Here is a 14,231-nt window from a genome sequence, read left to right on the forward strand (position 1 = left end):
CCCCGACCGCGCGGCCCGCCGTTTACCCCCTCACCGTCCCCCAACCCGCCCCGCGAACCACGCTCAACGTCCCCAGCACACCCTGCTCCCAGCGACATGGAGGCCATGCGGTGCACACTCTGCCGCAACAGCTGGCCAACGGGCTGTTCCTCGGCTCGATGTACGGGCTCATCGCCATCGGCTACACGATGGTGTACGGCATCGTCCAGCTCATCAACTTCGCTCACGGCGAGATCTACATGACCGGCGCCTTCGGAGCGCTCACGGTCTGGATCAATCTCCCCGACGGCACGTCCATCTGGCTCGCGCTGCCCCTCATGCTGATCGGCGGCGCCATGGTGTCCGTCCTGATCGCCGTGGGCGCCGAACGTTTCGCCTATCGGCCACTGCGCGGCGCACCACGACTGGCGCCGCTCATCACCGCCATCGGCCTCTCCCTCGCTCTGCAGCAGGCGATCTTCGTCTGGTACCCCGGCGCCGACAACGCCAAGAACTTCCCGCAACTGCCCGGCGGCCCGTACCACATCGGCTCCGTCAGCATCCAGAGCGGCGACATCTTCCTGGTCATCCTCGCCGTCATCTGCATGGCCGCCCTCGCCGCCTTCGTCCGCACCAGCCGCACCGGCCGCGCCATGCAGGCCACCGCCCAGGACCCCGACACCGCACAGCTCATGGGCATCGACACCAACCGCATCATCGTGATCGCCTTCGCCATCGGCGGCTTCTTCGCCGCAGTCGCAGGCCTCGCCTCCGGCCTGAAATACGGCCAGATCAAGTACGACATCGGCTTCCAGGCCGGGCTGAAGGCGTTCACCGCCGCCGTCCTCGGCGGCATCGGCAACATCTACGGCGCCATGCTCGGCGGTCTCGTCCTCGGCATCGCCGAATCCTGCGCCTCGGCCTACATCGCCGACATCCCCGGCATGGAACAGCTCGGCGGCGGAAGCTGGGCCAACGTGTGGGCGTTCGTCCTCCTCATCGTCGTCCTGCTCGTCCGGCCCCAGGGCCTGCTCGGCGAGCGCGTCGCGGACAGGGCGTGACAGCCATGACCGACATCCCCACCACCGCCGTCGTCACCGACACCGCCCCCACCGGCGCCGACCGCCGCGTCGCGCCCTTCGTCCCGCTGCCGGCCACCGCCGCCCGCGCCATCACCCTGGCCGGCGCGGTCGCCACCGTCGCCTCGACGTTCCTGTCGTGGACCTACACCACCGAGTTCCCCGGCAACCTCACCGTCACCGGCTACCCCGGCGGACTGCAGGTCCTCACCCTGATCGGCGGCATCCTCACCGGTCTCCTCGCGCTCGGCGCGTTCGGCGTCAAGTACCTCACCTGGCTGGTCCCCAGCCGCTCCAACAACGCCGTCCTCATCTTCGCCCTCGGCACCCTCGCGACCACCTGGTACACGGTCATCGCCATCGCCCAGAAACTCGGCGGCCTCGCCAACCTGGACCCCGGCGGTTTCATCGCGGCGGGCGGCACCCTGGTGCTCGTCATCGGCGCCCTCGCACTGCCCATCCACCGGTACCCCGCAGAGGACCCTGACGCCCAGTACTACGAACTCGGCCGGTTCGCGGAGACCCGAGCCGTCGTCGGCGCCTACCGCTTCCTGCGCGAACTGCGGCCCCACCACGCCGACCTGCCCGTCCCCGACCCGCGCAAGCTCCCGGCCTGGGTCCAGCGGCTGATCATCACCGTCGTCGCCGCCATCGGCCTGGAAGTCCTCACCTACGGCATCTCCACCGACTACACGGAGATCTTCGTCGGCTTCCTACTCATCGTCGCCTTCGGTATCTGGGCACTGAACGCCGCCGGCCTGACCCGGCAGTTCTCCCGGCTCAACAACGAGAACCGCGGCTTCGCGACCACCATGGTCTTCCTCGCCGCCTTGGCCTACCCGTTCGTCCAGAACGACGAGCACTTCGCCAACCTCGGCGTCAGCATCCTGATCTTCGGCACGGTCGCCCTCGGCCTCAACATCGTCGTCGGCCTCACCGGCCTGCTCGACCTCGGCTATGTCGCGTTCCTCGGCGTCGGCGCCTACGCCGCGGCCCTCGTCTCCGGCTCCCCCTACTCCATCTGGAACGTCCAGTTCCCGTTCTGGGCAGCCGCTCTGACCGGCATGGCCGCCTCACTCGTCTTCGGCGTCCTCATCGGCGCGCCCACCCTCCGACTGCGCGGCGACTACCTCGCCATCGTCACCCTCGGCTTCGGTGAGATCTTCCGTATCGTCGTCAACAGCCTCGACGGCGACTCCGGACCGCGCGTCACCAACGGACCCAACGGCATCTCCCAGATCCCCGACCTGTCCGTCTTCGGATACAACCTCGGCGAGAACCACGACATCGGCTCCTTCACCCTCGGCAGGTTCGCCAACTACTACCTGCTGATGCTGCTGATCACGGTCATCGTGGTACTGGTCTTCACCCGTGCCGCGGACTCCCGCATCGGCCGCTCCTGGGTCGCCATCCGCGAAGACGAAACCGCGGCCACCGCCATGGGCATCAACGGCTTCCGCGTCAAACTCATCGCCTTCGCGCTCGGCGCCGCCCTGGCCGGCCTGGCCGGTACCGTCAGCGCCCACGTCACCTACAGCGTCGTCCCCAACCCCTACCAGTTCGCCGGCTCCACACCGCCCAACTCCGCCTTCCTGCTCGCCGCCGTCGTCCTCGGCGGCATGGGCACAGTCAGCGGTCCGATGCTCGGCGCGGCACTGCTCTACCTCATCCCGGAGAAACTCACCTTCCTCTCCCGGTACGAGCTGTTCACCTTCGGCATCGCACTGATCCTCATCATGCGCTTCCGGCCCGAAGGCCTCATCCCCAACCGGCGCCGCCAACTGGAATTCCACGACGACGACCCCGTCATCCCCGCGCAACGCCCACTCGGCGACGACACCGTCCCCGTCAGCAAGGCAGGGGCGTGAGAGACACCATGACCACGACCACCACGCAACCCACCCCGGTGCTCCAGGCCAGCGGCGTCATCATGCGCTTCGGCGGCCTCACCGCCGTCCGTGACGTCAGCCTCACCGTCAACAGCGGCGAAATCGTCGGCCTCATCGGACCCAACGGCGCCGGCAAGACCACCTTCTTCAACTGTCTCACCGGCCTGTACGTCCCCACCGAAGGCACCGTCAGCTACCGCGGCACCGTACTGCCCCCCAAACCGCACCTGGTCACCCAGGCCGGCATCGCCCGCACCTTCCAGAACATCCGGCTCTTCGCCAACATGACAGTGCTCGAGAACGTCCTCGTCGGACGCCACACCCGCACCCGCGAAGGACTGATCTCCGCCCTGATCCGCGGACCCCGCTACCACAAGGCCGAAGCCCGCTCACGCGAACGCGCCATGGAACTACTGGAGTTCACCGGCCTGGCAGCCAAAGCCGAGCACCTCGCCCGCAACCTGCCCTACGGCGAGCAACGCAAGCTGGAAATCGCCCGAGCCCTGGCCAGCGAACCCGGACTGCTCCTGCTCGACGAACCCACCGCCGGCATGAACCCGCAAGAGACCCGGGCCACCGAAGACCTCGTCTTCGCCATCCGCGACCAGGGCATCGCCGTCCTCGTCATCGAGCACGACATGCGGTTCATCTTCAACCTCTGCGACCGCGTGGCCGTCCTCGTCCAAGGCGAGAAGCTGGTCGAAGGCACCTCGGACGTCGTCCAGAGCGACGAACGCGTCATCGCCGCCTACCTCGGCGAACCCTTCGAAGGCTCACCCGACGACGAGGGCCGGACGGAGAACGGCACGCCCGCCCCGCAAGCCGCGACCGGAGACGCGAACACCAGCGAGCAGCAGGAGAACGACCGATGACCGCACTGCTCGAAGTCGAAGACCTCCGGGTCGCCTACGGCAAGATCGAGGCCGTCAAAGGCATCTCCTTCTCCGTCGAAGCCGGCCAGGTCGTCACCCTCATCGGCACCAACGGCGCCGGCAAGACCACCACCCTGCGCACCCTCAGCGGCCTGCTCAAACCCATCGGCGGAAAAGTCGTCTTCGACGGCAAAGTCCTCACCCGAGTGCCCGCCCACAAGATCGTCTCCCTGGGGCTCGCGCACTCCCCGGAAGGCCGGCACATCTTCCCCCGGCTCACCATCGAGCAGAACCTCCAGCTCGGCGCCTACCTCCGCAAGGACAGCCCAGGCATCAACAAGGACATCCAGCGCGCCTACGACCTCTTCCCGATCCTCGGCGAACGCCGCAAACAGGCCGCCGGCACCCTCTCCGGCGGCGAACAGCAGATGCTCGCCATGGGCCGCGCCCTGATGTCCCAGCCCAAGCTCCTCATGCTCGACGAGCCCTCCATGGGCCTCTCCCCGATCATGATGCAGAAGATCATGGCCACCATCGTCGAACTGAAATCCCAGGGCACCACCATTTTGCTGGTCGAGCAGAACGCCCAAGCCGCGCTCTCCCTCGCCGACCAGGCCCACGTCATGGAGATCGGCACGATCAAGCTCTCCGGAACCGGGCAGGACCTCCTCCACGACGAAGGCGTACGCAAGACATACCTCGGCGAGGACTGAGCGGCCCGACACGTCCACACCCCCGCGCTCCCACGGCAACGGGCCCGCACCGACTCCATCGGCGCGGGCCCGTACCCGTACACACACACGCTCAGCGGCCTACTTCTCCGCCACCTCGTCGATCACCGCCTGCGCCACCGCCTGCATCGACATCCGTCTGTCCATCGACGTCTTCTGGATCCACCGGAACGCGGCCGGCTCCGTCAGCCCGTACTTCGTCTGCAGCACGCTCTTCGCCCGGTCCACCAGCTTCCGCGTCTCCAGCCGCACCGCCAGATCCGCGACCTCCGCCTCCAGCGCCCGCAACTCCTGGAACCGGCTCACCGCCATCTCGATCGCCGGCACCAGATCACTCTTCGAGAACGGCTTCACCAGATACGCCATCGCCCCGGCGTCCCTGGCCCGCTCCACCAGCTCCCGCTGCGAGAACGCGGTCAGCATCAGCACCGGCGCCAGCTTCTCCTTGGCGATCCGCTCGGCAGCGGAGATGCCGTCCAGCACCGGCATCTTCACATCCAGGATCACCAGATCCGGCCGCTGCTCCTCCGCCAGCTTCACCGCGGACTCCCCGTCCGCGGCCTCCCCGACGACGGCATACCCCTCCTCCTCCAGCATCTCCTTCAGATCCAGCCGAATCAGCGCCTCATCCTCAGCGATGACGACTCGCGTCGTCGCCGGCGGCACATGCGACTTCTGTTCATCACTCTGCGGGACGGCGGACGACTCTTCCGGGGCGCTCACGATGCTCCTCGTATCAGGCGGGGGGTACTGCACCCCCGAGCCTACCTAGCTCCGCTAGGCTTGGGGCACCCAGGGAGTAGGCTATCCTCTGATTTGCGGGGCCCCGGTAGCCCAATTGGCAGAAGGCAATGGATTCAAAACCCATACAGTGTCGGTTCGAGTCCGACCCGGGGCACTTCACCTTCGATTCTAAGGTAAGCGGTCTTTTTTAACGGACGCTGAACAGGGTGAACTCTCGCCGATTCACCCACCCGCGTTCCGCAACCGGTGATGCTGGGTCGCATGTACGACCTGGACACCCGACGCCGAGCAATGGCCCTCGTCAGCGAAGGTCGCAGTCTCAACTCAGTGAGCCGGTCGACCGGCATATCCGGGGCTGCCCTCCGCGAGTGGCGCGCGCTGGGCATCGAACCGACCGGCATCGGCGCGGCGACCGGCCGTACAACATCTCCGTCGCCCGCCGCGAGGCCGTCGCGTTGATGGACCGGCATGTGGGCCCGAAACACTGGGCGGAGTCTCACGCCATGCCGGTGGAGCCGTTGGTCGGGGCGGAGGGGGTGGCGGGGCGGAGCATGCAGGTGAGGCGGGCGGTGCAGACGCGCCTGTCGGATTCGTCGGTGATCACGATCTCGTAGGTGGCGGAGGAACGGCCGCGGTGGACCGGGGTGGCGGTGCCGGTGACCGTGCCGGAGCGCAGGCCGCGGTGGTGGGTGGCGTTGAGGTCGACGCCGACCGCGATCTTGCTGGGGCCGCCGTGCAGCATCGCGCCGATGGAGCCGAGGGTTTCGGCGAGGACGGCGGAGGCTCCGCCGTGGAGAAGTCCGTAGGGCTGGGTGTTGCCTTCGACGGGCATGGTGCCGACCACTTTGTCCGGGGCGGCTTGGAGGACCTGGATGCCCATCCGGTCGCCGAGGTGGCCGGCGGAGAACAGGGCGGGCAGGTCGATGCCGAGCCCGGCGTACTGGGCCAGGATCTCCGGCGGGAAGTGGGTGGTGGTGGTCTGCTCGCCCATGGGGTCGGCTCCGGTCGGTGGTGGGTACGGGGACGGGTGGCGCGCCGGGTGTGTCGGCGGTGGTGGTCTGCTGTGTCTCGACGGTGGGGTCAACTGCCCGTGGGGGCCGGGTGTTCCAGGCGGATCACGACGGATTTCGACGCGGGCGTGTTGCTGGTGTCGGCGGTGTGGTCGAGGGGGATCAGCACGTTCGTCTCGGGGTAGTAGGCGGCGGCGCAGCCGCGGGGGGTGGGGTAGTGGACGACGCGGAAGCCGTCGGCGCGGCGTTCCGTGCCGTCGGTCCATTCGCTGACCAGGTCGGTGTAGTCGCCGTCGGTGAGCCCGTGGGCTGTGGCGTCGTCGGGGTGCAGGAGGACGACGCGGCGTCCGCCCTTGATGCCGCGGTAGCGGTCGTCGAGGCCGTAGATGGTGGTGTTGTACTGGTCGTGCGAGCGGAGGGTCTGCAGGAGCAGGCGGCCTTCGGGCACGGTGGGGTATTGCACCGGGGCGGTGGTGAAGTTGGCCTTGCCGGTGGCGGTGGGGAAGGTGCGGGTGTCGCGGGGGGCGTGCGGGAGGGTGAAGCCGCCGGGGCGGCGCACGCGGGTGGTGAAGTCCTGGAAGCCGGGGACGACTCGGGAGACGCGGTCGCGGATCAGGTCGTAGTCGTGCTCGAAGTCGGCCCAGGGGATGGAGCTGCGGGCGCCGAGGACGGCGCGGGCGAGCCGGGCGACGATGGCCGGTTCGGAGAGCAGGTGGGGTGATGCGGGGGTGAGGGTGCCGCGGGAGGCGTGCACCATGCCCATGGAGTCCTCGACGGTGACGAACTGTTCGCCGGTGGCCTGCTGGTCCTTCTCGGTGCGGCCGAGGGTGGGGAGGATGAGGGCGCGGGCGCCGGTGACGGTGTGGGACCGGTTGAGCTTGGTGGACACGTGGACGGTCAGCCGGGCCCGGCGCATCGCGGCTTCGGTGACGGTGGTGTCGGGGGAGGCGGCGACGAAGTTGCCGCCCATGGCGAAGAAGACCTTGGCGGTTCCGTCGCGCAGGGCGCGGATGGCGTGGACGACGTCGAGTCCGGGTGCCCGGGGCGGCTCGAAGCCGAACTCGTCGCGGAGTGCGTCCAGGAAGGCGGCGGGTGGTTTTTCCGTGATGCCCATGGTGCGGTCGCCCTGGACGTTGGAGTGGCCGCGCACCGGGCAGACCCCGGCGCCGGGCCGGCCGACGTTGCCGCGCAGCAGGAGGAAGTTGACGACTTCGCGGATCGTGGGCACGGCGTGTTTGTGCTGGGTGAGGCCCATCGCCCAGCAGACCACGACGCTTTTCGCGTCGAGGACGAGTGCGTGCAGCCGGTCGATCTCGGGGCGGGTGAGCCCGGTGGCCCGCAGTACTTCGGCCCAGTCGGTGGCGACGGCGGCGGCCTTGTAGGCGTCGAAGCCGGCCGTGTGGGCGGTGATGAAGTCGCGGTCGAGGGCGTCGGCTTCGATGAGGAGCCGGCCGAGCGCGCGGAAGAGGGCCTGGTCGCCGCCGAGCCGGACGGGGAGGTGGAGGTCGGTGAGTACGGTGCCGGGGCCGGCCAGTCCGGTGGTGGTCTGGGGGTTCTTGAACCGTTCCGTCCCCGCTTCGGGCAGCGGGTTGACGGTGACGATCCGCGCGCCGCGGTGTTTGGCCTTCTCCAGTGCGCTGAGCATCCGCGGGTGGTTGGTGCCGGGGTTCTGACCGGCGACGATGATCAGCTCGGCCTGGTGCAGGTCGTCCAGGAGGACACTGCCCTTGCCGACGCCGAGGGTTTCGGTGAGGGCGGCTCCGGACGACTCGTGGCACATGTTGGAGCAGTCGGGCAGGTTGTTGGTGCCGTAGGCGCGGGCGAAGAGCTGGAGGAGGAAGGCGGCTTCGTTGCTGGTGCGGCCGGAGGTGTAGAAGATGGCCTCGTCGGGGGACCCGAGGGCGTTGAGCTCGTCGGCGATCAGGGTGAGGGCGTGGTCCCAGGGGATCGCCCGGTAGGTGTCGGCGCCCTCGGGGAGGTACATCGGCTGGGTGATGCGACCCTGCTGGCCGAGCCAGTAGCCGCTGCGGCGGGCGAGGTCGCTGACGGGGTGGGTGGCGAAGAAGTCGGGGGTGACCCGGCGGAGGGTGGCTTCCTCGGCGACGGCCTTCGCGCCGTTCTCACAGAATTCGAAGGTGTGGCGGTGGTCGCCTTCCGGCCAGGCGCAGCCGGGGCAGTCGAAGCCCTGTTTCTGGTTGACCTTGAGGAGTGTGAGGGTGGCGCGGCGCACGCCCATCTGCGCTGCCGCCACCTTCAGGGTGTGCCCGATCGCGGGCAGTCCGGCCGCGGTGTGCCGGGGGGCGGTGACGTGCGGGGCGTCCTGTACGGGGTCGCCGGCCGGGGGCTTCTTCGCCATGTCCCGATCCTGCCACGCGTCCGTGGCGGAGGGCGGCAAAAGAATGTGTCAGTGGGCCGTGGGAGGATCGGGGACGTGGCAGAGAACGCATCCTCGAAGACGACGACCGACCGCCCCCGTCTGTTGCTGCTGGACGGGCATTCGCTGGCGTACCGGGCGTTCTACGCGCTGCCCGTGGAGAACTTCAACACTGCCACGGGTCAGCCGACGAACGCGATCTACGGTTTCACGTCCATGCTGGCGAACACGTTGCGTGACGAGCGGCCGACGCATCTGGCGGTCGCGTTCGATGTCTCCCGCAAGACGTGGCGGTTCGACGAGTACCCGGAGTACAAGGCGACGCGTTCGAAGACGCCGGACGAGTTCCGCAGCCAGGTCGAGCTGATCGGGGAGTTGCTGGACGCGATGAGGGTGAGCCGTTTCGCGGTGGACGGCTTCGAGGCGGACGACGTGATCGCCACGCTCGCCACCCAGGCGGAGGCGGAGGGGTACGAGGTACTGATCGTCACCGGCGACCGGGACGCGTTCCAGTTGGTCAGCGAGGGTGTGACCGTGCTGTATCCGACGAAGGGTGTCTCGGAGCTGACGCGGTTCACGCCGGAGAAGGTCCAGGAGAAGTACGGGCTGACCCCGCGGCAGTACCCGGACTTCGCGGCGTTGCGGGGGGACCCGTCGGACAATCTGCCGGGTATTCCCGGGGTCGGTGAGAAGACCGCCGCCAAGTGGATCATGCAGTTCGGTTCGTTCGCGGAGCTCTGCGGGCGGGTGGCCGAGGTGAAGGGGAAGGCCGGGGAGAACCTGCGGGCTCACCTGGAGGCGGTGAAGCTGAACCGGCGGCTCACCGAGATGGTGCGGGACGTGGCGCTGACGGCCGGCCCCGCGGATCTCGAGCGGGGGCCGTACGACCGGGCGGCGCTGGCCGGCGTGCTGGACGTACTGGAGTTCCGCAATCCCAACTTCCGTGAGCGGCTGTTCGCCGCGGATCCGGGCGCGCAGGCGGAGGAGGCTGCGGTCGCCGAGGGTGTCGCCGTGAACGGCACCGTGCTGGGTACCGGTGAGCTGGCGGGCTGGCTCGGGAAGCACGCCGACGGTCCGCTCGGGGTGGCCAGTGCGGACACCTGGGAGCTGGGCAGCGGCAGCGTCACGCAGGTCGCGCTGGCCGGCGGGGATGTCGCTGTCTGGTTCGACCCGGCGGAGCTGGACGAAGCGGACGAGAAGGCGTTCGCGGCGTGGCTGGGCGATCCGGCCCGCCCCAAGGTGCTGCACAACGCGAAGAACGTGGCGCGGGTCTTCGCCGAGCACGGCTGGCAGGTGTCCGGTGTCACGATGGACACGGCCCTGGCGGCGTACCTCATCAAGCCGGGGCGCCGGTCCTTCGCGCTGGATGTGCTGTCGGTGGAGTACCTGGGCCGTGAGCTGGCGCCGGCCGGCACCGGCAGCGGGCAGTTGGCCTTCGGTGAGGACGACGGGGACGCGGCGGCGGCCGAGGCGCTGATGGTGCAGGCGCGCACGGTGCTCGATCTCGGCGGGGTGTTCGGGGAGCGGCTGCCGGAGGTGGGCGCGGAGCACCTGCTGCACGAGGTGGAGTTGCCGGTCTCGGCGCTGCTGGCACGGATGGAGCGGGCCGGGATCGCCGCCGACCGCCCGCATCTGGCGGGCCTGGAGCAGCAGTTCGCCGCGGCGGTGCAGCACGCGGTGTCCGAGGCGCACGCCTCGGTGGGCCACGAGTTCAATCTGGGCTCGCCCAAGCAGTTGCAGGAGGTGCTCTTCGGCGAGCTGGGTCTGCCCAGGACGAAGAAGACCAAGACCGGTTACACCACGGACGCCGACGCGCTGGCGTGGCTGGCCGCGCAGACCGAGCACGAACTGCCGGTGATCATGCTGCGCCACCGGGAGCAGGCCAGGCTGCGCGTCACCGTGGAGGGTCTGGTGAAGACGGTCGCTCCGGACGGGCGTATCCACACCACGTTCAGTCAGATCGTGGCCGCGACCGGCCGGCTGTCCTCCACCGATCCCAACCTGCAGAACGTGCCGGTGCGTACGGACGAGGGCCGGGCGATCCGGCGCGGTTTCGTCGTCGGTGCGGGCTACGAGTCGCTGCTGACCGCGGACTACAGCCAGATCGAACTGCGGGTGATGGCCCATCTGTCGCAGGACGACGGCCTGATCGCCGCGTTCACCTCCGGTGAGGACCTGCACACCACGGTCGGTTCGCAGGTGTTCTCCGTCCCCCGGGACAAGGTGGACGCCGAGATGCGCCGCAAGATCAAGGCGATGTCGTACGGGTTGGCGTACGGGCTGTCCGCGTTCGGCCTGTCCCAGCAGCTCGGTATCGAGGCGGCCGAGGCGCGGGCGCTGATGGAGACGTACTTCGAGCGGTTCGGCGGGGTGCGGGACTATCTGCACCGGGTGGTGGAGGAGGCCCGCAGCACCGGCTACACGCAGACGCTGCTGGGCCGCCGCCGCTATCTGCCGGACCTCACCAGCGACAACCGGCAGCGCCGGGAGATGGCCGAACGGATGGCGCTGAACGCCCCGATCCAGGGTTCGGCCGCGGACATCGTCAAGATCGCGATGCTGCGGGTGGACGAGGCGCTGACGCGGGAGCGGCTGGAGTCACGGATGCTGCTCCAGGTGCACGACGAGATCGTGCTCGAAGTGGCCCCGGGGGAGCGGGAGAAGGCGGAGGAGCTGGTGCGCCGGGAGATGGCCCGGGCGTATCCGCTGCTGGCTCCGCTGGACGTCTCGGTGGGTTCGGGCGGGGACTGGGAGTCGGCGGCGCACTGAGTCCGCCGCGGGACCGTACACCGCAGGGCCGGGGTCCGCGGCAGGACGTCCGCCGGAGGGCCGGCGTCCGCGCACGGACGGCCAAGTCTGCGCGCCCACAAGGTGCGCGGGTTGCGGATGCGCATCGGCCTGGACCTGCCGTGCAAATCTGCGCGCCCACGTGGTGCGCGGACGGGCAACGGCGTGGCGTGCCAGGGGCACGGCGCGGTGCCCAGCGCACCGGGACCGGTGGGGGGGATGTCCGGAAGGCACCTGTTGACCTGCGGGGGAACAGCCGGAACAGCGAAGTCCTGACGCCCGGTCGTACACCGTACGGGCACGCCCGGGCGGTGGTCAGGGGATGCAAGTTGCCGTAGGGTCGGCGGAGTTGTGGCGCAGGGACGCGCTCATCTCGCACGGGGAGGGGACCGCGATATGGCAGCGCGGCGGTACGGCCGGAGGCTACGCAGGGGAGCGGCGGGGACGGCGGTGGCCGCCGCGGCGATGGCGGCGCTCAGCGCCTCGCAGGCACCGGGGTTCCTGCCCGCCGCCCACGCGGACTCCCACCCGCGGTCCGCCGCCGTCACCCCGCCACCGGGCCCCGAGATCGACGGCGGTTCGCCGTACATCACCGAGGTGCCCCCGCTGAACGTCCCGACCGGACCGGTCGCCCCGACCACACCCGGCAGCACACCGGGCGACGGCCCCACGGTGACCGTGCCCGGCGGCGGCGCGAACCTGCCGACCACGGTCCTGGACGCGTACCTGCGTGCCCAGCGGGCCGTCGCGAGCAGCGACCCCGGCTGCCACCTGCCGTGGGAACTCCTCGCGGCCATCGGCCAGGTGGAGTCCGGTCAGGCCCGCCGCGGCGCGGTCGACGCGAACGGCACGACGTACACCCCGATCCTCGGCCCGGTGCTCGACGGCAACGGCTTCGCGAACATCAGCGACACCGACCGCGGGGCCTACGACGGCGACGCGGTGCACGACCGGGCCGTCGGGCCGATGCAGTTCATCCCCTCCACCTGGCAGCGCTGGGGCGCGGACGGCAACGGCGACGGGGTGAGCAACCCCAACAACGTCTACGACGCGGCGCTCGCCGCCGCCCGTTACCTGTGCGCCGACGGCCGCGACCTGGCCGTGCCGCACGACATGGACCGGGCGATCCTCGGCTACAACCACTCCCGGGCGTACCTGAACCTGGTGAGGGCGTGGTACGAGCACTTCCGGAAGGGCGGCGCGGTCGCCGTGGCCGACCGCGCCGGCACTCCGGGTCCCGGCACCGTCCCGGCGCCCACCACGCCCGGGTCCCCGAGCCCGTCCCCGTCCGCGCCCGGCACGCCCAGCACCGGTCCGACCGGTACGCCGTCCCCGGGCGGCACCACTCCGGTTCCGTCCCCGACGATCCCGGCGCCGACCACGACGGCCCCCGGCGCCCACCCCTCGCCGACGCCGACCGGCACGCCGACGACGTCGCCGAGCCCGAGCGGCACGCCGACCACGACCCCGTCGCCGTCCCCGACTCCGTCCCCTTCGCCGACCGAGTGCCCCACGCCCAGCCCGTCGCCCAGCCCGACTGAGAGTGCCACCGCGACGCCCTCGCCCTCGCCCGATCCGGCCACCACGCCGTCGCCCGACCCCTGCGCCACGCCGAGCCCGTCGGCCACCCCGTCCGACTCGCCGTCGGCGTCACCGTCACCGGCACCGCCCTCGCCGTCGGAGACCGGCGCCGCGGCCACCGGTCCCGCGGTGACGCCCACCGCCTGAGACCCTGTCGGTTTCAGCGGCGCCGCGCCGTCGTGTGCCTCGTCGGCGCGGCCGTCGAGGGGTCCTCGGGCCAGGGGTGCCGGGGGTAGCGGCCCCGCAACTCGGCCCGCACCGCCCGGTAGCCCTGCTGCCAGAACGACGCCAGGTCCGCGGTCACGGCCGCGGGCCGCCCGGCGGGCGACAGCAGATGGACGAGCACGGGTACGCCCGCCACCCGCGGGGTCTCCCGCAGCCCGAACAACTCCTGGAGCTTCACGGCCAGTACGGGCTGCTCACCGGCGTAGTCGACACGGATCCGGGACCCGCTGGGCACCTCGATGCGCTCCGGGGCCAGTTCGGCGAACCGCACCGCCTCACCGGTCGCCCACGGCAGCAGCCGGGTCAGCGCGGACCCCGCGTCGATCGCGGCCAGGTCGGCGCGCCGCCGGGCGCGCCCCAGTTCGGGCCCGAGCCATTCCCCGGCCCGGTCCAGCAGCGCGCTCTCCGAGACGTCCGGCCACGGTTCGCCCAGGACGCGGTGCAGGAACGCCATCCGCTCCCGGGTCTCCGTCGCGTCCCGCGACCACCGCAGCACCGCCGTGCCCTCGGCCCGCAGCCCTTCCAGTACGGCGGCCCGTACCGCGTCCGGTCCGGGTGCCGTCAGCGGCACCGCGCTCAACTCCACGGCTCCCAGCCGCTCCACCCGGCGCGCGACCACCTCCCCCCGCCGCCAGCGCACCTCCTCGTACGCCTCCAGCACGCCGCCCGCCGCGACCCGCGCGGTCTCCTCGTCGATCACGGCCGCCACCCGCACCCGGGCATCGGCCCGGCCCGCACCGCGGTCGGCGACGGCGACCGCGATCCACTCCGCGCCGCCGACGCCCCCGCCGCTCACCCCGCCGAGTTCGGCTCCCATCCCGGACACCATCAGGTACGAGCCGCCCGCGCGCCGCCGCGCGATCCGCTCGGGGAAGGCCAGGGCGACCACCAGTCCCGCGGCGGCGTCGTCGGACAGGCCGGTGCCGTCGCCGGACGGACCTTGGCCGGCGGCGGCCCGCC

Annotated in this window: 10 protein-coding genes, 1 tRNA gene and 2 pseudogenes; 9 read left to right on the plus strand and 4 right to left on the minus strand. The window is 70.6% G+C overall.

Annotated features, from left to right (window positions below; all coding sequences use genetic code 11):
- The first annotated feature begins 110 nt into the window (after positions 1-110).
- Genes VIW71_RS12245 through VIW71_RS12260 form a run of 4 tightly spaced genes read left to right on the plus strand, consistent with a single transcriptional unit; the run spans position 111 to position 4,532 of the window.
- Positions 111-1,040, plus strand: coding sequence for a branched-chain amino acid ABC transporter permease (locus VIW71_RS12245; protein ID WP_331622146.1), 930 nt, complete (start codon positions 111-113; stop codon positions 1,038-1,040).
- 5 nt (positions 1,041-1,045) lie between these two features.
- Positions 1,046-2,926 (plus strand): branched-chain amino acid ABC transporter permease, encoded by a 1,881-nt coding sequence (locus tag VIW71_RS12250; protein ID WP_331622157.1) that lies wholly within the window; start codon positions 1,046-1,048, stop codon positions 2,924-2,926.
- Between the two features lie 8 nt (positions 2,927-2,934).
- Positions 2,935-3,819 (plus strand): ABC transporter ATP-binding protein, encoded by an 885-nt coding sequence (locus VIW71_RS12255; protein WP_331622147.1) that lies wholly within the window; start codon positions 2,935-2,937, stop codon positions 3,817-3,819.
- The gene (locus tag VIW71_RS12260) at positions 3,816-4,532 is read left to right on the plus strand and encodes an ABC transporter ATP-binding protein (RefSeq protein WP_331622148.1); all 717 of its coding nucleotides are present in this window, start codon (positions 3,816-3,818) and stop codon (positions 4,530-4,532) included. The genes VIW71_RS12255 and VIW71_RS12260 overlap by 4 nt, the downstream gene beginning before the upstream one ends.
- Positions 4,533-4,631: 99 nt before the next feature.
- Here VIW71_RS12260 and VIW71_RS12265 read toward each other — a convergent pair whose 3' ends face one another.
- On the minus strand, positions 4,632-5,273 hold the full coding sequence (locus tag VIW71_RS12265) for an ANTAR domain-containing response regulator (RefSeq protein ID WP_331622150.1): 642 nt from the start codon (positions 5,271-5,273) through the stop codon (positions 4,632-4,634).
- Between the two features lie 100 nt (positions 5,274-5,373).
- Between VIW71_RS12265 and VIW71_RS12270 the strand changes: the two genes are divergently transcribed.
- From VIW71_RS12270 to VIW71_RS26555, 3 genes and pseudogenes are all read left to right on the plus strand, one after another.
- A tRNA-Leu gene (locus VIW71_RS12270) sits at positions 5,374-5,448 on the plus strand.
- 107 nt (positions 5,449-5,555) lie between these two features.
- A pseudogene (locus VIW71_RS12275) lies at positions 5,556-5,672 on the plus strand (transcriptional regulator); the annotation flags it as partial.
- Between the two features lie 26 nt (positions 5,673-5,698).
- A pseudogene (locus VIW71_RS26555) lies at positions 5,699-5,779 on the plus strand (helix-turn-helix domain-containing protein); the annotation flags it as partial.
- 11 nt (positions 5,780-5,790) lie between these two features.
- On the opposite strand, the gene VIW71_RS12280 reads toward VIW71_RS26555, so the two are convergent.
- Both VIW71_RS12280 and VIW71_RS12285 read right to left on the minus strand, forming a co-directional pair.
- A complete protein-coding gene (locus VIW71_RS12280) occupies positions 5,791-6,285 on the minus strand; it encodes a PaaI family thioesterase (RefSeq protein ID WP_331622151.1) in 495 nt (164 codons plus the stop codon).
- Between the two features lie 89 nt (positions 6,286-6,374).
- Entirely contained in the window at positions 6,375-8,660 is a 2,286-nt protein-coding gene (locus VIW71_RS12285) for an FdhF/YdeP family oxidoreductase (RefSeq protein WP_331622152.1), read from the minus strand.
- A 75-nt stretch (positions 8,661-8,735) separates the two neighbouring features.
- Between VIW71_RS12285 and polA the strand changes: the two genes are divergently transcribed.
- Positions 8,736-11,447 (plus strand): DNA polymerase I, encoded by a 2,712-nt coding sequence (polA, locus tag VIW71_RS12290; RefSeq protein ID WP_331622154.1) that lies wholly within the window; start codon positions 8,736-8,738, stop codon positions 11,445-11,447.
- Positions 11,448-11,861: 414 nt separating this feature from the next.
- Positions 11,862-13,193, plus strand: a complete 1,332-nt coding sequence (locus VIW71_RS12295) for a lytic transglycosylase domain-containing protein (RefSeq protein ID WP_331622155.1) — start codon at positions 11,862-11,864, stop codon at positions 13,191-13,193.
- A gap of 13 nt (positions 13,194-13,206) precedes the next feature.
- On the opposite strand, the gene VIW71_RS12300 is transcribed toward VIW71_RS12295, so the two are convergent.
- On the minus strand, positions 13,207-14,231 hold a 1,025-nt coding region (locus VIW71_RS12300), incomplete at its 5' end, for an ATP-dependent helicase C-terminal domain-containing protein (protein ID WP_331622156.1).

This window comes from Streptomyces sp. (genome assembly GCF_036524955.1).
Lineage (GTDB): Bacteria > Actinomycetota > Actinomycetes > Streptomycetales > Streptomycetaceae > Actinacidiphila.